Annotated in this window: 20 protein-coding genes and 1 pseudogene; 17 read left to right on the forward strand and 4 right to left on the reverse strand. The window is 61.7% G+C overall.

Translation table 11 applies throughout. From position 1 onward, the window contains the following. Positions 1–19 precede the first annotated feature (19 nt). Positions 20–604, forward strand: coding sequence for a histidine phosphatase family protein (locus tag LAC81_RS02850; RefSeq protein WP_223726641.1), 585 nt, complete (start codon positions 20–22; stop codon positions 602–604). A 95-nt stretch (positions 605–699) separates the two neighbouring features. On the opposite strand, the gene LAC81_RS02855 is transcribed toward LAC81_RS02850, so the two are convergent. After that, positions 700–960, reverse strand: a complete 261-nt coding sequence (locus tag LAC81_RS02855) for a DUF1344 domain-containing protein (protein WP_113538088.1) — start codon at positions 958–960, stop codon at positions 700–702. A gap of 295 nt (positions 961–1255) precedes the next feature. On the opposite strand from LAC81_RS02855, the gene LAC81_RS02860 reads away from it, so the two are divergent. The 3 genes from LAC81_RS02860 to ribB all read left to right on the forward strand — a co-directional run bounded on the left by LAC81_RS02860 (position 1256) and on the right by ribB (position 6785). Further along, the gene (locus LAC81_RS02860) at positions 1256–4429 is read left to right on the forward strand and encodes an EAL domain-containing protein (RefSeq protein WP_223726642.1); all 3174 of its coding nucleotides are present in this window, start codon (positions 1256–1258) and stop codon (positions 4427–4429) included. Between the two features lie 112 nt (positions 4430–4541). After that, positions 4542–5639, forward strand: a complete 1098-nt coding sequence (gene aroC, locus LAC81_RS02865; protein WP_113537988.1) for a chorismate synthase — start codon at positions 4542–4544, stop codon at positions 5637–5639. A 45-nt stretch (positions 5640–5684) separates the two neighbouring features. Continuing rightward, complete coding sequence (gene ribB / locus LAC81_RS02870) at positions 5685–6785, forward strand: 3,4-dihydroxy-2-butanone-4-phosphate synthase (protein WP_223726643.1); 1101 nt, start codon at positions 5685–5687, stop codon at positions 6783–6785. A gap of 110 nt (positions 6786–6895) precedes the next feature. On the opposite strand, the gene LAC81_RS02875 is transcribed toward ribB, so the two are convergent. Further along, a complete protein-coding gene (locus LAC81_RS02875; RefSeq protein WP_223727748.1) occupies positions 6896–7426 on the reverse strand; it encodes an invasion associated locus B family protein in 531 nt (176 codons plus the stop codon). 366 nt (positions 7427–7792) lie between these two features. On the opposite strand from LAC81_RS02875, the gene coxB reads away from it, so the two are divergent. The 13 genes and pseudogenes from coxB (at position 7793) to rnhA (ending at position 17749) form a co-directional block, all read left to right on the forward strand. Further along, a complete protein-coding gene (gene coxB, locus LAC81_RS02880; RefSeq protein WP_223726644.1) occupies positions 7793–8674 on the forward strand; it encodes a cytochrome c oxidase subunit II in 882 nt (293 codons plus the stop codon). Between the two features lie 21 nt (positions 8675–8695). Then, positions 8696–10384, forward strand: a complete 1689-nt coding sequence (ctaD, locus tag LAC81_RS02885) for a cytochrome c oxidase subunit I (protein ID WP_223726645.1) — start codon at positions 8696–8698, stop codon at positions 10382–10384. Between the two features lie 98 nt (positions 10385–10482). Beyond that, positions 10483–11439 (forward strand): heme o synthase, encoded by a 957-nt coding sequence (locus LAC81_RS02890; RefSeq protein ID WP_223726646.1) that lies wholly within the window; start codon positions 10483–10485, stop codon positions 11437–11439. After that, on the forward strand, positions 11439–11579 hold the full coding sequence (locus LAC81_RS02895; protein WP_223726647.1) for a hypothetical protein: 141 nt from the start codon (positions 11439–11441) through the stop codon (positions 11577–11579). The genes LAC81_RS02890 and LAC81_RS02895 overlap by 1 nt, the downstream gene beginning before the upstream one ends. Positions 11580–11590: 11 nt before the next feature. Beyond that, positions 11591–12184: a cytochrome c oxidase assembly protein gene (locus tag LAC81_RS02900; RefSeq protein ID WP_223726648.1), complete on the forward strand. Its 594-nt coding sequence runs from the start codon at positions 11591–11593 to the stop codon at positions 12182–12184. A 64-nt stretch (positions 12185–12248) separates the two neighbouring features. After that, positions 12249–13127 (forward strand): cytochrome c oxidase subunit 3, encoded by an 879-nt coding sequence (locus LAC81_RS02905; protein WP_113537981.1) that lies wholly within the window; start codon positions 12249–12251, stop codon positions 13125–13127. Between the two features lie 125 nt (positions 13128–13252). Beyond that, positions 13253–13717: a L,D-transpeptidase family protein gene (locus LAC81_RS02910; protein ID WP_223727749.1), complete on the forward strand. Its 465-nt coding sequence runs from the start codon at positions 13253–13255 to the stop codon at positions 13715–13717. After that, a complete protein-coding gene (locus LAC81_RS02915; RefSeq protein WP_223726649.1) occupies positions 13714–14097 on the forward strand; it encodes a DUF983 domain-containing protein in 384 nt (127 codons plus the stop codon). The genes LAC81_RS02910 and LAC81_RS02915 overlap by 4 nt, the downstream gene beginning before the upstream one ends. Next, positions 14066–14830, forward strand: coding sequence for an SURF1 family protein (locus LAC81_RS02920; RefSeq protein WP_223726650.1), 765 nt, complete (start codon positions 14066–14068; stop codon positions 14828–14830). The genes LAC81_RS02915 and LAC81_RS02920 overlap by 32 nt, the downstream gene beginning before the upstream one ends. Positions 14831–14885: 55 nt before the next feature. Then, positions 14886–15251, forward strand: a pseudogene (locus tag LAC81_RS02925) (DUF1304 domain-containing protein). A gap of 3 nt (positions 15252–15254) precedes the next feature. Next, on the forward strand, positions 15255–16265 hold the full coding sequence (gene ispH / locus LAC81_RS02930) for a 4-hydroxy-3-methylbut-2-enyl diphosphate reductase (RefSeq protein ID WP_223726651.1): 1011 nt from the start codon (positions 15255–15257) through the stop codon (positions 16263–16265). A gap of 39 nt (positions 16266–16304) precedes the next feature. After that, positions 16305–17285 carry a homoserine kinase gene (locus tag LAC81_RS02935; RefSeq protein WP_223726652.1) on the forward strand — a complete coding sequence of 327 codons (981 nt, stop codon included), beginning with the start codon at positions 16305–16307 and terminating at the stop codon, positions 17283–17285. Further along, the gene (gene rnhA, locus LAC81_RS02940) at positions 17282–17749 is read left to right on the forward strand and encodes a ribonuclease HI (protein WP_113537975.1); all 468 of its coding nucleotides are present in this window, start codon (positions 17282–17284) and stop codon (positions 17747–17749) included. Before LAC81_RS02935 ends, rnhA begins: the two co-directional genes overlap by 4 nt. A 49-nt stretch (positions 17750–17798) precedes the next feature. Here rnhA and LAC81_RS02945 read toward each other — a convergent pair whose 3' ends face one another. Together LAC81_RS02945 and LAC81_RS02950 are read right to left on the reverse strand one after the other, a co-directional pair. After that, on the reverse strand, positions 17799–18284 hold the full coding sequence (locus tag LAC81_RS02945; RefSeq protein ID WP_223726653.1) for a peroxiredoxin: 486 nt from the start codon (positions 18282–18284) through the stop codon (positions 17799–17801). Between the two features lie 74 nt (positions 18285–18358). Continuing rightward, positions 18359–19174: a protein-disulfide reductase DsbD domain-containing protein gene (locus tag LAC81_RS02950; RefSeq protein ID WP_223726654.1), complete on the reverse strand. Its 816-nt coding sequence runs from the start codon at positions 19172–19174 to the stop codon at positions 18359–18361. Positions 19175–19267 lie beyond the last annotated feature (93 nt).

Consider the following 19267-nt stretch of genomic DNA (forward strand, 5'->3'; position numbering starts at 1 on the left):
TGCTGCCCGGAGGCATGTTGTGCTGATCTATGTGATCCGTCACGGACAGACCGACTGGAATGCCGAAAGCCGGCTCCAGGGGCAGAAGGACATCCCGCTCAATGATTTCGGTCGCCAGCAGGCGACCGGCAACGGTGTTGCGCTCGCCGGCATTCTCGGCGCCGACGCCGCACATTTCGATTTCGTCGCAAGCCCGCTTGGCCGCACGCGCGAGACCATGGAGCGCTTGCGGCTGGCGATGGGGCTCGAACCCACCGCCTACCGGACCGACGAACGGCTGAAGGAGGTTTCCTTCGGCGACTGGGAAGGACACACGCTTCCCGAGCTCAAACGCTCGGCGCCGCAAAGGATCGCCGAACGGCGCGCGGTGAAATGGGACTTTATCCCGCCGGGACCTGATGCCGAGAGTTACGAGATCCTGTCCTGGCGTGTTGCAGCCTGGCTGAAGGACGTAGCGAAGCCGACCGTCTGCGTCAGCCACGGCGGCGTCATCCGATCGCTATTCAAGCTGTTTGGAGAGATGGAGGCTGAGGAGGCGGCGTCTGCGGCGATCCCGCAGGATCGCCTTCTGCGCATTTCAGGCCGCACTATCGGCTGGATCTGACGGCCGAAAATAAAACCCGCCCCAAAGCAATGCCAGGAAAAGTTTGAAACGCCTTTCTGTTCGGCATTGCGCAATCCGAAGGGCGGACCGCTTATTTACTGTACGATTTCGAGGTCGTTGATGACCCGCTTGCCATCGACTTCGGTGTAGAAGACCAGAACCTTCACGCCCGCCTTCAAGCCTTCGAAGTTGAATTCTTCGGGTGCCTGGTAGCTCTTGCCGTCATCGAGCTGGAGGCTGAGGCGTTCGGTGTCGACACCCGTAATGGTAGCTTCCACGTCGGCGCTTTCCGCAAGAGCGGACAATGGCGAAAGCAAGCCGGCGGTGGCCATGAGCGCGGCAATGACAAAACGCATCTTTCTTGCCCTCTTCAACGATTCTGCGAACATTCTTGTCATCACCCTTGGCCCCCGATTGTGGCAAAAATTGCCTTGTAACTTGGCTTTTGGCCGTCAGGCCCCGGTTTTTTGGTGACCTGTCCGACGCCGAAAGACTGGACGGCGACATCGTTTTTTTCAAGCGGGGGTACGCCGAAGTGCGGGACGCGGAATGGCGATTTCCCCATGAATCATAGTGTTTTCCAAGGATTTGTGACGAAAGCCAATCTTAAGACTCGCTCGCTACCTTTGGTTGGGGATCGAGGGGAAAAGATTGAAGATCATCGACGTTCTGCGCCAGCGCATTCGGGCGGCAGCCAGATTTGCGAAACCGTCGCTCATACCAGCGGCGATCGCCGGCCTCGTCGTGTTTGCCGGCGGCTATATCTATGAGCGGCAGAATCTCGAAAACTTCCAGAACGACCTCCGGATCGACGTCGAGAACGAACTGAACCTCATCGCCAATCGGTTGCAATCGGAGGTCAATACCAACATTGCGGCGCTGAACGGATTCGCCAACAGTATCGGCGTGCACCCGGCGATGACGGCTGACGATTTTACCGTCATGGCAACGAAGCTTCTTCTGCAGAACCCACAGATGGTTCGCGCTTCGGCGGCGCCTGCCGGCGTGGTATGGATCGCCTTTCCGCGTGAAAGCCAGCAATGGTTCGTTGGCACCGATTTCAACAGGTTCGGCGCGACGAGGCACGCCATCGAGCGTGCATCGTCGACGGTGAGGCCGGTGATGATCGGCCCCATTCGCCTGCCGAGTGGCCGCAACGGCTTCGAGCTTTTCCTGCCGGTCTTCTCCAAGATCCAGGGGCGGATGGAGCGCTGGGGCTACGTCGAGGCCATCATTGACGAGAATGCGCTTTACCGCGCCGCGCGCCTTTTGGAGGCAGGCACTGAAGCGCCGGAACTGACGAAGGATCATCGCCACGTCGACGTCCACCTCGCGATCAGGGACATCTCCGAAGAGGAGCGGATCCAGGATGCGTTCTTCGGCGAGGACGCGCTCTTTCGCAAGGCGCCGGTGACACGCCGGCTGGATCTGGCGGGCGGCGCATGGGAACTCGCGGCCATGCCGGTTGGCGGCTGGGAACAGCTGCCCGCAAACATCGAGAGCATTCGCCTCGCGATCGCCGCCGCTGTCGCCATCGTGGTGATCCCGATCCTTTTGACCGGCGGGCTCTTCAACGAGCGACAGCGCAATATTGCCAAGCTGAAAGCGCGGGAAGGGGAGGTGATGACGCTGTCTCACCGGCTGAACCTCGCGCTCGACGCATCCAAGATCGGCATCTGGGAGATCGACGTCGAAACGCAGCAGCGCTCGTGGGACGATCGCATGTTCCACCTGCATGGGCTCGAGGCCCACCTGGAGGAACCGACCTACGAAGAGTGGCGTGCGACCGTTCATCCCGATGACATAGGCATCGCCGCCAACGCGCTGTTCCGCAGCCTGGACGATGGACTGGAGTACCGCTCGCAATATCGGGTCGTCCTGCCAGGCGGCGCCGTGCGCCACATCCGCAACGTAGGATCCAGCCATCGCGGCGCCGACGGTCGCGCAAAGGTGACCGGCATCAGCTGGGATGTCACCGACGATGTCATGAAGACCGAGCGACTGACAGCGGCCAAGGCACAAGTCGACCAGCAGAACCTCGAGCTTGAGCAGGCGCTGAAGGGTCTTTACGAGCGTGAGCAGGATCTGGAGTTGCTCTCGCGCCGCCTCGATCTGGCGCTCGATTCCTACCGCTGTGGCATGTGGGAGGCGAATCTCGACAGCGGACTGACCTATTGGGACGACCGCATGCACCAACTCTACGGCCTCATCTACACCGATGGGACCACCAACGAGGAGACGTGGCTCACAGCACTTCATCCCGATGATCGGACGCCGGCGCTGGACGCTGTCAACCGTGCCATTGCCGCGGACGAGACTTATGTTCACCAGGCGCGTGTGGTTCTGCCCGCCGGCGGCGTCCGCCACATCCGCTCTGTCGGCAAGCTGCACGTGGCGCCGGATGGTGCCCGCAAGTTCGTCGGCATGGCGCTCGATGTCACCGAAGACGTGCTCATGACCGAGCAGTTGCGGGCGGCCAAAGCCATGGCGGACGCGAAGAACGCCGAACTGGAACAGGCGCGGGTGCGAATCGAACACAACGCCCTGCACGATCCCCTCACCGGTCTCGGAAACCGCCGCATGCTTGACAAGGCGTTGGAGCGGCTGGCGAGGGCCGGCGATCACGAGGATATCGCCATCCTCCACATCGATCTCGACCGTTTCAAGCAGATCAATGACACGCTCGGCCACGCAGCCGGTGACGCCATGCTGATCCACGCCTCCGAAATCCTCCGGGCAAATACGTCGCCGGGCGATATCATCGCCCGCATCGGCGGCGACGAGTTCGTGGTCGCCGTCACCGGTGCACCGGGCGAGGGGGCGCTGGCGGCGCGCTGTGACCGGATCATCGCCGCTATGCGACAGCCGGTCGATTACAACGGCTTTCCCTGCCGCTTCGGGGTCAGCATCGGCGTTGCCGTCGGGCGTGGCGCAGAGATCGACGCGCGCAAGTTGCTTATCAATGCCGATATCGCGCTCTATCGCGCCAAGGAGGCAGGCCGTAATCGCTATCAGTTCTTCACCCAGGTGCTGCAGGCCGAAGTGGTGACCGCCAAACGGATCGCCGACGAGATTCTCGAGGGTATTGAGAGGGACGAGTTCGAGCCCTGGTATCAGCCGCAATTCGATGCCACGACGCTTGCGCTCTGCGGGGTGGAGGCGCTGGTGCGCTGGAACCACCCGCGTGAGGGCGTCCTCACGCCGGATCGCTTTCTCGGTATCGCAGAGGAGTTGAATGTTACGGCCGCACTCGATCGCCTCGTGCTCGAGAAGTCGCTGATCGACCACATGCGCTGGGCTGCCGCTGGCCTAAGGGTCCCCAAGATCTCGGTCAATGTTTCGGCGAAACGGCTTCAAGACGACGACCTGCTGTCCTCGCTCGAAGGCTTGAGCATCGCGCCCGGCCAGATCTGTTTCGAATTGGTGGAGTCGATCTTCCTCGACGAGAGCGACGATATCGTCGCCACCAACATCGAGGGCATCAAGAAGCTCGGCATCGATATAGAACTCGACGATTTCGGCACCGGCCATACCTCGATCGTCAGCCTGCTGAAGATCAAGCCGAAGCGGCTGAAGATCGACCGTCAGCTCGTCGTTCCGGTGCTGAGCGCCCGGCGCGAGCAGGCACTGGTGCGCTCGATCATCGAGATCGCCCGCTCGCTGAACATCGAGACCGTGGCCGAAGGCGTCGAGACGATGGCGCATGCGGAGATGCTCGGCATCCTTGGCTGCGACGTCCTGCAGGGCTATGCCTTCTCCCGGCCGTTGAGCGCGGAAAAGTTTCTCGCCTTTGCGACCGATCGCGGCCTGCGCCTGGCATCGTGACGAAGCGACGGCGGCAGGCGCAAAAGTCTTTCCCCGTCCCCGGCTTTCCACTAAGAGAGGGCATCCGCGTACGAAACGTACGACATTGCTTGCTTAAGGTTCGGTAGCCTTCATGTCGCATAACACTTTCGGTCATCTCTTCCGTGTCACCACCTGGGGCGAAAGCCACGGGCCGGCGCTTGGCTGCGTGGTGGACGGTTGCCCGCCCGGCCTTCGCTTCACTCTTGCCGAACTCCAGGCCTGGCTCGACAAGCGCAAGCCCGGACAGTCGCGTTTCGTGACGCAGCGCCGCGAGGACGATCTCGTCAAGGTCCTTTCGGGCGTGATGTTCGACGAGGATGGCGAGACGATGATCTCGACCGGCACGCCGATCTCCATGCTAATCGAGAACACCGACCAGCGCTCGAAGGACTATTCCGAGATCGCCAAGCGTTACCGCCCGGGCCACGCCGATTACACTTACGATCTGAAATACGGCATTCGCGACTATCGCGGCGGCGGACGTTCGTCGGCGCGCGAGACTGCCGCGCGCGTTGCCGCTGGCGGCATTGCCCGCAAGGTCGTTCCGGGCCTCGTGGTGCGCGGCGCGCTGGTCCAGATCGGCAAGCACAAGATCAACCGGGCCAACTGGGATTGGGCCGAGGTCAACAACAATCCCTTCTTCGCTCCGGATCCGGAGATCGTGCCGGTGTGGGAAGAATATCTCGACGGCATCCGCAAGGCAGGCTCTTCGGTCGGCGCGGTGGTCGAAGTGGTCGCCGAGGGCGTGCCCGCCGGCATCGGCGCGCCGATCTATGCCAAGCTCGATCAGGACATCGCCTCCAACCTGATGTCGATCAACGCCGTCAAGGGCGTCGAGATCGGCAACGGCTTCGGCGCGGCCGAGATCACCGGCGAGGAAAATGCCGACGAGATGCGCATCGGCGCCGACGGCAAGCCAGTCTTCCTCTCCAATCACGCTGGCGGTATTCTCGGTGGCATCGCCACCGGCGAGCCGGTGATCGCGCGTTTCGCCATCAAGCCGACCTCGTCGATCCTCACCGAGCGCCGCTCGGTCGACAGCGACGGAAACGAAGTCGATGTCCGCACCAAGGGCCGCCACGACCCCTGTGTCGGCATCCGCGCGGTGCCGATCGGCGAAGCGATGCTTGCCTGCACCATCGCCGATCACTACCTGCGTGACCGCGGCCAGACCGGCCGTCTCAAGTAATTTGGGCCCGAGCAATTCGGCCTAGCGCAAATCGGGAAGAGCACTATGTCCTATGATCAGAAGCGTGTCGTCGACGCCATCCGCGCCTTCGAAGCCGGCGAAATCGTCGTCGTAACCGATGACGACGGCCGCGAGAACGAAGGCGACCTGATCGTCGCCGCGGTGCATTGCACGCCGGAAAAGATGGCCTTCATCGTGCGCCATACCTCGGGCATCGTCTGTACGCCGATGCCGCGCGAGGAGGCAAAACGCCTCAACCTCAACGCCATGGTCGCGGAAAACGATTCCGCCCATACGACGGCCTTTACCGTCTCGGTCGATTTCAAGCACGGCACGACGACGGGCATCTCCGCCGACGACCGCACGCTGACGGTGCGCAACCTCGCCAATCCCAATGTCGGGCCGACGGACTTCGTCCGCCCGGGCCACATTTTCCCGCTGGTCGCGCGCGAAGGCGGCGTTCTCATGCGCTCCGGTCACACGGAAGCCGCCGTCGACCTCTGCAAGCTTGCAAGCCTGCCGCCGATCGGGGTGATCTGCGAACTCGTCAACGACGACGGCACTGTCATGCGTGGGCCCCAGGTGGCAAGCTTTGCCGAGATCCACGGCCTGAAGCAGGTTTCGGTCGCCGATCTCATCGCCTATCGCCAACGCAAGGAAACGCTGATCGAACACGGCGGCTCCTTCGATATCGAAACGCCCTATGGTCCGGCCAAGGGACATTCCTATTCGCTGCCCTGGGATCCGATGCAGCACCTCGCCGTCGTCTTCGGCGATATTCGCGACGGCGTCGATATTCCGGTTCGTTTGCATCTCGAGAACGTCGGTGCCGATGTGTTCGGCAAGGACTGCCAGATCGATCGCATCATGAAGCGCATCGCCGAAGAGGGCAGGGGGGTCATCGTCTACCTGCGCGAAGGATCAGTCGGTGTCGGCGTGTCGCAGACCGCCCGCAAGGGCAAGCACGAACGCGAAGCGCATGACGAGGCGCAGGCCCGCGAGAACGAGTGGCTGGAAATCGGCCTCGGCGCGCAGATCCTGAAAGACCTCGGGATCAGTTCGATTCGCCTGCTGGCTTCGCGCGAGCGGCACTATGTCGGCCTTGAAGGTTTCGGCATCAAGATCGCCGGAACCGATCTCATCTGAGAACACGAAGCCCGGAACGTCGATCCGGGCTTTCCTTTTCCGGGTTGGTACCGGGCCATTAAAAAAGCCGCGCTTTGGGCGCGGCTTTTTTAATGGAAATCGCAGTCCGGTCAGGGCAACGCGTCGTAGCCTTCGCCGAAGCCCTTGAGGTCGACGGGGATGCCGATGCCTTCTTCCGGCGACTGGAAGACGATGAAGGTCGCCGTCGCGCCGGAGCGGAAGGTCTTCAGCAGCTCGTCCTCGAGCACGACCTCGGCGTAGCAACCGTCGGAGAAGCAGCGCACGAAATAGGCGCGGCCGATATCCTTGCCGTCGACGTTGAGGCCGAGGCCGTTCGGCAGCAGAACGCCGAGCGGGGCGAGCACGCGCAGGATCTTCGCCTTGCGATCCGCCGTCTTCAGCACGACGACCGAGAGGCCGACTTCCGGCCGATCTTCGGCGATGACGTTCTGCATCAGCGCGCACTGGTCGCTGGATGCGCCCGCCGGCTGATCGCAAACGATCGACCATGCGCCGTGATTTGACTTGACCGTGCCGGGTGTTCCGGCGGGTTGCTGGGCCAGGCTCTGAACGGGGAGAGCGAGAACGGCAAGGCCGAAGGCGGCGTAGGCCGACAGTCGCGAAAAGAGGGGCAGGCCCATGTAAACCTCAAAACGTCGAATCATCAGGGCTATTCTTGAAGCGCGTGGGAATAAATGAAAAGCCCTGCGGGGCACATTCCAGCGTCATATGGCGGAAATTGGGCGCGTTAAACACCCTATCCTGTGTGTTGCCGGGCGAGCCGCATGCAATCACGCCGCTGGAGGCGAAGAAGACGTCATATAAGTCGATTCGCGACGGCTTCTAAGGGGTGCCTGTGTGAAAAGATGCGTTTGTGCAAAAATGCCGCATGGGGTTGATTGGTCAGATGTTGCGGCATCGGACAAACTGTGGTTTGAAGCGCAGCAGTATCGCAGGGATTCTGCGTTCCGGTTTGATCCTGATCAAGCGCATTGGGGAGACACATTGTGAAAAACAAGGCTTATGCAGTTCTGGCAGCGCTTGCCTGTCTGCTTTTTGCTTCGAGCGCCTTTGCTGACAAGCCTGTCGAATGGCAGACGAACTTTCAGCAGGCTGCTACGGGCATCATGGAAGAAATCACGTGGTTTGAACATTATACCCTGTGGTTCATCATTCCGATCACCCTCTTCGTTCTCCTCCTGCTGGTCATCGTCGTGGTCAAGTTCCGCGAGAGCGCCAACCCGGTTCCCTCCAAGACCAGCCACAACACCGCGATCGAAGTCGTCTGGACCGTCGGTCCGGTTGTCGTGCTTCTGTTCCTCGCTATTCCGTCCTTCCAGCTTCTGACCGCGCAGCTCACGCCGCCGGCCAATCCGGACCTGACGCTCAAGGCGACCGGCAACCAGTGGTACTGGTCCTATGAGTATGAAGTCGGCGAAAGCCCGCTCTCCTTCGACAGCCTGCTGATGAAGGAAGAAGATCGCGCCGCCCTCGGCAAGGAAGACAAGAAGGAATACCCGCGCCTGCTCGCCGTCGACAACGAAGTTGTCATTCCGGTCGGCAAGACGGTCCGTGTCCTCGTCACCGCCGCCGACGTGATCCATGCCTTCGCAATGCCTGCCTTCGGCGTGAAGATCGATGCCGTTCCCGGCCGCCTCAACGAAACCTGGTTCAAGGCTGACCGTGAGGGTCTCTACTACGGCCAGTGTTCCGAGCTCTGCGGCAAGGATCACGCCTACATGCCGATCGCCATCCGCGTGGTTTCGCAGGAAAAATACGACACCTGGCTCGCAGCCGCCGCTACCAACCTCGGCAATGCGAACAAGGCGCTCATGGCGTCCATCGATGCGGCCAAGACCGTCGATGTCGCCGCTAACGCCGCACAGTAATTCGGAAGGGGAGCTCGACCCATGGCTGGAACAGCCGTTCATCAAGATCAACGCCATGATCACTCCGATCATGGCCACGCAGACCACGCGCACAAGCCTCTGAGCTTCTTCCAGCGCTGGTTCCTGTCGACCAACCACAAGGACATCGGCACGCTGTACCTGATCTTCGCGATTTTCGCGGGCATCATCGGCGGCACGCTTTCGGTGTTCATGCGCGCCGAACTGCAGGAACCTGGCATCCAGATCTTCCACGGTCTGGCGCAGATGGTCTACGGTTTCGAAGGTGATGCTGCCATCGACGGCGGCAAGCACATGTTCAACGTGTTTACGACCGCTCACGCGCTCATCATGATCTTCTTCATGGTGATGCCGGCGCTGATCGGCGGCTTCGCCAACTGGATGGTGCCGATCATGATCGGCGCGCCGGACATGGCGTTCCCGCGCATGAACAACATCTCCTTCTGGCTGATCATTCCGGCATTCCTGCTGGTTCTGCTTTCGATGTTCGTGGAGGGACCGGCCGGCGCCTATGGTGCAGGCGGGGGGTGGACGATTTATCCGCCATTCTCGACAGCGGGCATGCCCGGGCCGGCCATGGACTTCGTGATCCTCGGCCTGCACATCGCCGGCGCATCCTCGATCCTCGGTGCGATCAACTTCATCACCACGATCCTGAACATGCGCGCTCCGGGCATGACGCTGCACAAGATGCCGCTCTTTGCCTGGTCGGTTCTGATCACCGCCTTCCTGCTCCTGCTCTCGCTGCCGGTTCTGGCAGGCGGCATCACCATGCTGCTCACCGACCGCAACTTCGGCACGGCCTTCTTTGCGCCTGAAGGCGGCGGCGACCCGATCCTGTTCCAGCACCTGTTCTGGTTCTTCGGTCACCCGGAAGTGTACATCCTGATTCTGCCGGGCTTCGGCATCGTCAGCCACATCGTTTCCACCTTCTCGCGCAAGCCGATCTTCGGCTACCTCGGCATGGCCTACGCCATGGTCGCGATCGGCGCCGTCGGCTTCATCGTGTGGGCACACCACATGTACACCGTCGGCATGTCGCTCGACACGCAGCGCTACTTCGTCTTCGCGACGATGGTCATCGCTGTTCCGACCGGCGTTAAGATCTTCTCGTGGATCGCGACGATGTGGGGTGGTTCGATCCGCTTCACGACCCCGATGGTCTGGGCGATCGGCTTCATCTTCCTGTTCACCGTCGGTGGCGTCACGGGCGTTCAGCTCGCAAACGCCGGCCTCGACCGCTCGCTGCACGACACCTACTACGTGGTTGCTCACTTCCACTACGTTCTGTCGCTCGGCGCCGTGTTCGCCATCTTCGCGGCCTGGTACTACTGGTTCCCGAAGATGACCGGCTACATGTACTCCGAGTTCGTCGGCAAGCTGCACTTCTGGGTCATGTTCATCGGCGTGAACTTGATCTTCTTCCCGCAGCACTTCCTCGGCCTCGCCGGCATGCCGCGCCGCTACATCGACTATCCGGATGCCTATGCCGGCTGGAACATGGTTTCGTCCTACGGCTCCTACATCGCAGCCGTCGGTGTGCTGATCTTCCTCTTCGGCGTCTTCGAAGCCTTCGCCAAGAAGCGCGTCGCTGGCGACAACCCGTGGGGCGAGGGCGCGAACACTCTGGAATGGCAGCTGTCTTCGCCGCCGCCGTTCCACCAGTGGGAACAGCTCCCGCGCATCAAGTGACGGGCAACGAACAGAAGCCGCCGGTTCCGGCGGCTTCACCCCGCCGGGAAACCGGCGACACACGGCCATCGCGGCCGGGACTAAAGCAGGGACAGGACATGACGGTCATCGACAATCACGAAGCAGTCGGCATGGAAGGCGTAGCACGCCTGTCCGAGGCCTCTGCGCGCGATTATTTCGAGCTTCTGAAGCCGCGTGTCATGTCACTCGTCGTCTTTACGGCGCTCGCCGGGCTGGTGCTTGCGCCGGGCCATATCAATCCCTTCATCGGTTTCATCGCCATTCTCTGCATTGCCGTCGGCGCAGGTGCGTCCGGCGCGCTGAACATGTGGTATGACGCCGATATCGATGCGGTCATGAGCCGTACCGCCAAGCGCCCGATCCCCGCCGGCAAGATCCTGCCGCAGGAAGCGCTGGCTTTCGGGCTGACGCTGTCGGCCTTTTCCGTGATCATCCTCGGGCTCGCCGTCAATTGGCTCGCAGCCGGGTTGCTCGCCTTCACCATCTTCTTCTACGTGGTCATCTACACGATGTGGCTGAAGCGCTCGACGCCGCAGAACATCGTCATCGGCGGTGCCGCCGGTGCTTTCCCGCCGATGATCGGCTGGGCCTGCGTCACCGGCGCCGTATCGATCGAGAGCATCGTTCTCTTCCTGATCACCTTCCTGTGGACACCGGCTCATTTCTGGGCGCTTGCCCTCTTCAAGATGGGCGATTACGGCGCCGTCGGCGTGCCGATGATGCCGAACGTCTGCGGCCAGGCGACCACCAAGAAGCAGATCGTCATCTATGCCGTGCTGACTGCGCTCATCGGTATCTGTCCCACCTTGCTCGGTTTCGCGAGCATCGGGTACGGCGCCGTCGCAACGGGTCTCGGTCTGGGCTTCATCTGGTACTCGATCGGCGTGCTGCGCATGCCGGAGGCAGATGAGCGCATGCTGCCGGCCAAGAAGCTGTTTGCCTTCTCGATCATGTATCTGTTCGTGATCTTTTCCGCCCTGATGGCGGATCACCTGATCGTCAATATCTGGCTGAATGCCGGGAGTATTGCCTGATGGAAACCATCAAGCTCACTGAAGCCCAGAAGAAGTCGCGCCGCGGTCGCAATATTGCGCTCGGCTTCGTCCTCGCAGGGCTCGTCGTCCTGTTCTACATCGTCACGCTGATCAAGTTCGGCAACGGCATGGTCAACTGAGGCGGGATGGCATGACGAATTCACCGGAAACCACGCCCAAACAGCGCTCGAACCGCGTCGTCGTCGGCACTTGCCTTGCCTTCGTCGCTGGCATGGTCGGCATGGCCTATGCGGCCGTACCGCTCTACGACATGTTTTGCCGCGTTACCGGCTACAACGGTACGACGCAGCGCGTCGAGCAGGCTTCGGACGTGATCCTGGACGAGAAGGTGAAGGTCACCTTTGACGCGAACACCTCGGGTGGCCTGCCCTGGGAGTTCAAGCCGGTCCAGCGCGATATCGATATCCGCATCGGCGAAACCGTGCAGGTGATGTACCGGGCGAAGAACCTGTCGTCGAAGCCGACGACGGGCCAGGCGACCTTCAACGTCACGCCGATGCAGGCCGGTGCCTACTTCAACAAGGTACAGTGCTTCTGCTTCACCGAGACGACGCTGCAGCCGGGAGAGGAGATGGAGATGCCGGTGGTATTCTTCGTCGATCCGGACATCGTCAAGGCGGTGGAGACCAAGGACATCAAGACGTTGACGCTTTCCTACACCTTCTACCCGCGCGAACCGTCGAAACCGGTGGCGCAGGTGAAGACGGAAGAGAACAAACTTTGACTGGAGGTCCTTTTCGGCTATGCCGGAAAGGCGACAAGAGAGAGACATATCGGGGATTACTGACATGGCCGGTGCGCATCAGAAGAATCACGACTACCACATCATCGACCCGAGCCCCTGGCCGTTGCTTGCCTCGATCGGCGCCTTCGTCATGGCGTTCGGCGGCATTTGCTACATGCGCTACCTCGCGGGCAGCTCGCTGAAGATCTTCGGCCTCGAGCTTGCCAACGTCTGGATTCTGCTCGCCGGTCTCATCATCGTTCTCTACACCATGTTCGGCTGGTGGTCGGACACGGTGAAGGAAGCGCACGAGGGGCACCATACCCGCGTCGTGTCGCTGCACCTGCGCTACGGCATGATCATGTTCATCGCTTCGGAAGTGATGTTCTTCGTGGCCTGGTTCTGGGCCTTCTTCGATGCGAGCCTGTTCCCGGGCGAAGCCATCCAGGCAACACGCGCCACCTTCACCGGCGGCGTCTGGCCGCCGAAGGGCATCGAAGTGCTCGATCCGTGGCACCTGCCGCTCTACAACACCGTCATTCTGCTGCTCTCGGGCACGACGGTCACCTGGGCACACCACGCGCTGCTGCACAACGACCGCAAGGGCCTGATCTCTGGCCTGTCGCTGACGGTCGCTCTCGGCGTGCTGTTCTCCTTCGTCCAGGGCTACGAATATGCCCACGCTCCGTTCGCCTTCAAGGACTCGATCTACGGCGCGACCTTCTTCATGGCGACCGGTTTCCACGGCTTCCACGTTCTGGTCGGCACGATCTTCCTTCTCGTCTGCCTCGTCCGTGCGCTCCGTGGCGACTTCACGCCGAAGCAGCACTTCGGTTTCGAAGCAGCGGCCTGGTACTGGCACTTCGTTGACGTCGTCTGGCTGTTCCTCTTCTTCTCCATCTACATCTGGGGTAGCTGGGGTGCGCCGATCGCTCACGGCTAATTTCGTGAGCCTGTAAGTCTTCGAACAAGGCGGTTGCAGCCATGCAGCCGCCTTGTTCTTTTGGTGGTCTGCACGAAGGAAACACGCCGGGGAGGCGCGCAGTGCGGGTTGCATCGATCGCAGGCATGGCGGTTCTGGTCGGATGCGTTTCGGCCGCGGCGGCCGATGTTGTCGACAGGGTCGTAGTTCACAAGGAAAGGCGGCTGTTGCAGCTCTTCCAAGGTGCGCAGATGATCCGTGAATACACGGTGGCGCTTGGCGGCAACCCCGTTGGCCACAAGCGGCAGGAGGGCGACGAGAGGACGCCGGAAGGGCTCTATTCCCTCGACTGGCGCAATCCCGGCAGCGGCTACTACAAGTCCATCCACGTCTCCTATCCGGCGCCGGTCGATGTCTCTGCCGCTGCTGCAAGCGGTGTCGATCCGGGCGGCATGATCATGATCCATGGCCAGCCCAATTATTTCGGTTGGCTGGCGTTTTTGACGCAGCGCTTCGATTGGACGAACGGTTGCATTGCCGTTACCAATGCCGAAATGGAAGAAATCTGGGCAATGGTTCCCAACAACACGCCAATCGAGATCAAACCGTGAGCGAAGACAAGGCACATTTCCCGCCGGTGGACCCGGTGATGACAGGGATCAAGGGACTTTGCCCGCGCTGCGGCCAGGGCAAGGTGTTCGACGGTTTCCTCAAGGTGAAGCCGACCTGCGCGAGCTGTGACCTGGACTATCGCTTTGCCGATTCCGGCGACGGCCCGGTGGTGTTCGTGATCCTGATCGTCGGCTTCGTCGTCGTCGGTGCGGCGCTGTGGGCGGAGGTCAATTTCAACCCACCGCTCTGGCTGCATTTCATCTTGTGGATCCCGCTTGCGGTCATCCTCAGCCTTGGGCTGACACGGATGCTCAAGGGCGTTCTGATCAATCTGCAGTACCGCAACAATGCGCGCCCGGGCGAGATCGACCGTGGCTGAGATCGAAGTCAAGAAGCGCAGCCTTCTCGGACGCCTCGGCGCTTTCCTTTTGCTCGCCGTTGTCTTCGCCATCCTTGTTTCGCTCGGCACCTGGCAGATGCAGCGGCTGCATTGGAAGGAAGGCCTGCTGACCGCAATTCAGGAGCATCGGTCGGCGCCACCGGTGCCACTTGCCGACATCGAGAAGATGCTCGCCGAGGGCGGTGACATCGACTACCGCACCGTCACGGTGACCGGCAGGTTCGACCACACCAAGGAGCGGCATTTCTTCGCGACGTTCAATGGCCGCACCGGCTATTACGTCTTCACGCCGCTCCGGTTGGAGGACGACCGCTTTCTCTTCGTCAATCGCGGTTTCGTGCCATTCGAGCAGAAGGATGCGTCGACCCGTCTTGCCGGTGAGCTTCCCGCCTTCGTCGGTGTCGTCGGCCTTGCACGGCCCAAGCTCACCGAAAAACCGTCGTCGCTCGTTCCGGATAATGATCTCGCCAAGAACATCTTCTACTGGAAGGACCTCGACACGATGGCATCATCTGTCGGCCTCCCCGCCGATAAGGTCGTGCCGCTGTTCGTCGATGCCGATGCCACGCCCAATCCCGGCGGCCTGCCGATTGGCGGTGTCACCCAGTTCGACCTGCCCAACAACCACCTGCAATATGCCCTGACCTGGTATGGTCTTGCGGCGGCACTGGTGCTGGTCAGCGGTCTTTACGCGCTGCGTCGCGGGCGATAGCCCAGGCGGGGGCACCGTGCTAACCCTGCTGGTAGCATGACAGCGGGGAACAGGGATGGCGATCTTCGCAAACGTTCTGATTGGCTTGACGGGGTTGCTGCATGTCGGCTTCCTCGTGCTCGAGATGTTCTTGTGGACCGGGCCCCAGGGGATGCCGTCTTCCGCATGACGCCGGAGCAGGCGGAGGCAACACGGGTGCTGGCGGCAAACCAGGGGGCTCTATAACGGCTTCCTTGCCGCTGGCCTGTTCTGGTCCCTGATCCAGTCGGAACCGTCCTTTGCCGTCGAGCTGAAGGTGTTCTTCCTTGTGTGCGTGGTCGTTGCCGCTATATATGGCGCGTGGTCGGTCAAGCTGCGCATCCTGTTCATCCAGGGCGGCCCGGCGATCGCAGCGCTTGTTTTCCTTCTAGTGGCATCCTGATCCATGACATCATCAGCGGCAGAAAAATCCCCGATCACCATTCGCCTCTGCGGTCCGCGCGGTTTCTGCGCCGGCGTCGACAGGGCCATCCAGATCGTCGTCCTGGCGTTGAAGGAGTTCGGCGCCCCGGTTTATGTCCGTCACGAGATCGTGCACAACCGCTATGTCGTCGAGGGCCTCGAGGCCAAGGGCGCGATCTTCGTCGAGGAACTCGACGAGATCCCGCCGGAGCACCGCAAGCAGCCGGTCGTCTTCTCGGCCCACGGCGTGCCGAAATCGGTGCCCGCGGATGCCGATGCCCGTAATCTCTTTTATCTCGACGCCACCTGCCCGCTGGTCTCCAAGGTCCACAAGCAGGCAATGCGCCACAACCGCCTCGGTCGGCACGTCGTGCTGATCGGCCATGCCGGCCACCCGGAAGTGATCGGCACCATGGGACAGTTGCCCGAAGGCGCCGTGTCGCTGGTCGAAACGGTCGAGGATGCCGATGTGTACCAGCCGCCGGATCCGGACAATCTCGGTTTCGTCACCCAGACGACGCTCTCTGTCGATGACACCGCCGGCGTCATCAAGCGGCTGCACGAGCGCTTCCCGAACCTGACGGCACCCGCTGCCGATTCGATCTGTTACGCCACCACAAACCGCCAGGAAGCGGTGAAGCAGGCAGCGCCCGGCTGTGACCTGTTCCTCGTCGTCGGTGCGCCCAACTCGTCCAATTCCAAGCGTTTGGTCGAAGTGGCGCTCCGAGCCGGCGCGAAGAAATCGGTGCTGGTACAGCGTGCGTCGGAAATCGACTGGGACGAGATGGGCGAAATCGCAACGGTGGGCCTGTCGGCCGGCGCCTCGGCGCCTGAGGTGATCGTCAACGAGATCATCGAGGCCTTCCGCGAGCGTTACGATGCAAAGGTCGAACTTGCCGATACCGTCGAGGAAAACGAAAACTTCCTCGTCAATCGCGAGATCCGCCATGTGCCGCTGACCGCCGCCGACATGGCCTTCGTCAACGGCGAATAACCATATTCCTTGCCCGCATATTCTTGAGAGTGGAAAACCTTGGCAGTTTACACCGATATCACGGAAGACGATCTCTCCCGTTTTCTCACCGCCTATGACGTCGGCCAGCTGACCTCCTACAAGGGGATCGCCGAGGGCGTGGAGAACTCCAACTTCCTGCTGCACACGACCAAGGGCGCCTACATTCTCACGCTTTACGAAAAGCGGGTGAACGCCGGCGACCTGCCGTTCTTCCTGGGCTTGATGCATCACCTTGCCGAGCGAGGGCTGTCCTGCCCGCTGCCGCTGCCGCGTGCTGATGGCGAACTGCTTGGCGAGCTTTCCGGCCGCCCGGCCGCCGTCATCTCCTTCCTTGAGGGCATGTGGCTGCGCAAGCCCGAGGCAAAACACTGCCATGAGGTTGGCAGGGCGCTTGCCGCCATGCATCTCGCCGGTGAAGGCTTCGCGCTGAAGCGCGCCAACGCGCTCTCGGTCGGTGGCTGGCGGCCCCTCTGGGTCAATTCCGAGGCGCGCGCGGACGAGGTGCAGTCGGGTCTCAAGGACGAGATCTCGGCGGAACTCGAGCATCTGGAGCGCCATTGGCCGAAATCCCTGCCTGACGGAGTGATCCACGCCGATCTTTTCCCGGACAACGTCTTCTTCCTCGGCGACAAGTTGTCCGGCCTGATCGACTTCTATTTCGCCTGCAACGACTATCTTGCCTATGACGTCGCCGTCTGCCTGAACTCCTGGTGCTTCGAAAAGAACGGCTCCTACAACATCACCAAGGGCATGGCGATGCTTTCGGGCTATGAGAGCGTGCGCCGGCTTACGCCGGCCGAGGTCGATGCGTTGCCGCTGCTCTGCCGCGGTTCGGCGCTGCGCTTCTTCCTGACGCGGCTCTACGATTGGCTGATGACGCCTGCCGGCGCGCTCGTGGTCAAGAAGGATCCGCTCGAATATCTGACGAAGATCCGCTTCCACCGCGCCATCGCTTCGAGCGCGGAATACGGCCTGAGACGCGAAGAGGGCCGGGCATGAAACATGTCGATATCTTTACCGACGGCGCCTGCTCCGGCAATCCGGGGCCGGGCGGCTGGGGCGCCGTGCTGCGTTACGGTGAGGTGGAAAAGGAACTCTCGGGCGGCGAGGCGGAAACGACCAACAACCGCATGGAGCTTCTGGCAGCGATCTCGGCGCTCGACGCCCTGAAGAGCGCCTGCGAGGTCGACCTGCATACCGACAGCAAATATGTTATGGACGGCATCTCCAAGTGGATCCATGGCTGGAAGAAGAACGGCTGGAAAACCGCGGACAAGAAGCCGGTGAAGAACGGCGAGCTCTGGCAGCGGCTGGACGAAGCCAACCGCCGCCACAAGGTGACGTGGCATTGGGTCAAGGGCCATGCCGGCCATCCGGAAAACGAGCGCGCCGACGAGCTCGCCCGCAAGGGTATGGAGCCCTACAAGAAGGGGCGCCGTTCGGACTCTCTTCTCGTGAAGTAAAAAAACGGGCCGGTTGAGGCCCGTTTTTCGTTTGCGGCTACTTCTGCGCTCAGATCTGCTCGAGCATGGCGGCAGCGCCCGAAACGGTCGCCTGTCCGGGGCTTTCTTCGAGATTGAGCGATTTCACGACGCCATCTTCCACCAGCATCGAATAGCGCTTCGAGCGGACGCCGAGCGTGCCGGCCGACAGGTCGATGTCCATACCGAGCGCCTTGGTGAAGGCGGCGTTCCAGTCCGACAGGAAATGGATCTTGCCCATGCCGCCGGACGCGGTCGCCCAGGCGCCCATCACATGCAGGTCGTTGACCGAGACGACGGCGATATCGTCGATGCCGCGGGCGAGGATCGCGTCGCGGTTTTCGAGGTAGCCGGGCAGATGGTTGAGCGAGCAGGTGGGCGTAAAGGCGCCGGGAACGGCAAAGAGCACGACGCGCTTGCCCGAAAAGAGCTGATCGGTCGTGACTTCCACCGGACCGTCGGCGGTTTTTTCCTTAAAGGTTGCGGCTGGCAGTTTGTCTCCGACGGCAATGGTCACGGCACTCTCCTTGCGTTGCTTGCGTCCTTGCTTCTCCGCACGCGTCGGAGAACTCGGCGGACTATAGATGTGGCCTAATCAAAGGCAAGGGTCGTCTCCATGCTGCGGCCCTTGGCGCGTATTGTGACAACGATCGGTTTGCCCTTGAGTTCCCTGTCCTTGCCGGAAAGGCGGACAGGAACGGCAGCGCTGAGGCTCGCCTCGCCCTCGACCGCGATCTCGGGCTTGCCGAAGGAAACCCCGGTGGGGCCGGCCAAAAACAGCTCCGGATGGTCCGCGCCACCCGGCAGATGCACAGAGAGGCGCAGCAGGGTTCTTTCGGCATCATAGTGGCTCGCCGTGACGGCAAAGTCCTTGGAAGGCGCTTCCGGCAATAGAGCGACGGCGTCTTCGATGCGCGCGCTGTCGAGCGGATTGTCGAAGTCGCCCTCTTTCAGCGCCAGCGTCAGTTCGCCCTGAACCGGGATGCAGATGTCCTCGCAGATGCCGAGAAACACGGAGGCGCGAAGCGTGACGTCGCCCGTGCCTTGGACCCGCTTCAGTGTCAGCGGGAAAGCGACCGGCTTGTCGTAGCCGACATAGCGCACCACGCCATCGTCGAACGTCTTGGGCACCGGGAACCCGACCTTTTCGAGCACCACGCCGCTTGCCGGGTCGATCGTCACTTGCGGGGGAATGCCGCTTGCGCCCGGTTCACGCCAGTAGGTCTTCCAGCCGGCATTGAGCTTGACTTCGAGCGTTGCGGGGATCGTGCCATCCTGCCTGGGCTGCGCCGCGACGAGGCGGATCATGCCGCCGGGGGAGGTGACCCACTCGCTGGTGGCGGCCTCTGCGGCGGGGCCAAGAAAAAATCCGGCGACGAGGCTTGCCGCGCCAATCAACTGGGCCATGTTGTGGTGTGTGGGGCACTGGGTCATGCCGGAAGCAATATCGCTTTTGCCGGTGAGGCTCCAGACGCTCCAAAGAGAGCAACGATCATAATC

This window comes from Ensifer adhaerens, from assembly GCF_020035535.1.
Classification (GTDB): Bacteria; Pseudomonadota; Alphaproteobacteria; order Rhizobiales; family Rhizobiaceae; genus Ensifer.

What these genes read in the sequence shown, in the direction of transcription:
- LAC81_RS02855 (WP_113538088.1), bottom strand. Translation starts at nt 960, where the DNA reads ATGCGTTTTGTCATTGCCGCGCTCATGGCCACCGCCGGCTTGCTTTCG.
- aroC (WP_113537988.1), top strand. Translation starts at nt 4,542, where the DNA reads ATGTCGCATAACACTTTCGGTCATCTCTTCCGTGTCACCACCTGGGGC.
- ribB (WP_223726643.1), top strand. Translation starts at nt 5,685, where the DNA reads ATGTCCTATGATCAGAAGCGTGTCGTCGACGCCATCCGCGCCTTCGAA.
- LAC81_RS02875 (WP_223727748.1), bottom strand. Translation starts at nt 7,426, where the DNA reads ATGGGCCTGCCCCTCTTTTCGCGACTGTCGGCCTACGCCGCCTTCGGC.
- ctaD (WP_223726645.1), top strand. Translation starts at nt 8,696, where the DNA reads ATGGCTGGAACAGCCGTTCATCAAGATCAACGCCATGATCACTCCGAT.
- LAC81_RS02890 (WP_223726646.1), top strand. Translation starts at nt 10,483, where the DNA reads ATGACGGTCATCGACAATCACGAAGCAGTCGGCATGGAAGGCGTAGCA.
- LAC81_RS02895 (WP_223726647.1), top strand. Translation starts at nt 11,439, where the DNA reads ATGGAAACCATCAAGCTCACTGAAGCCCAGAAGAAGTCGCGCCGCGGT.
- LAC81_RS02900 (WP_223726648.1), top strand. Translation starts at nt 11,591, where the DNA reads ATGACGAATTCACCGGAAACCACGCCCAAACAGCGCTCGAACCGCGTC.
- LAC81_RS02905 (WP_113537981.1), top strand. Translation starts at nt 12,249, where the DNA reads ATGGCCGGTGCGCATCAGAAGAATCACGACTACCACATCATCGACCCG.
- LAC81_RS02910 (WP_223727749.1), top strand. Translation starts at nt 13,253, where the DNA reads ATGGCGGTTCTGGTCGGATGCGTTTCGGCCGCGGCGGCCGATGTTGTC.
- LAC81_RS02920 (WP_223726650.1), top strand. Translation starts at nt 14,066, where the DNA reads ATGCGCGCCCGGGCGAGATCGACCGTGGCTGAGATCGAAGTCAAGAAG.
- ispH (WP_223726651.1), top strand. Translation starts at nt 15,255, where the DNA reads ATGACATCATCAGCGGCAGAAAAATCCCCGATCACCATTCGCCTCTGC.
- rnhA (WP_113537975.1), top strand. Translation starts at nt 17,282, where the DNA reads ATGAAACATGTCGATATCTTTACCGACGGCGCCTGCTCCGGCAATCCG.
- LAC81_RS02950 (WP_223726654.1), bottom strand. Translation starts at nt 19,174, where the DNA reads ATGGCCCAGTTGATTGGCGCGGCAAGCCTCGTCGCCGGATTTTTTCTT.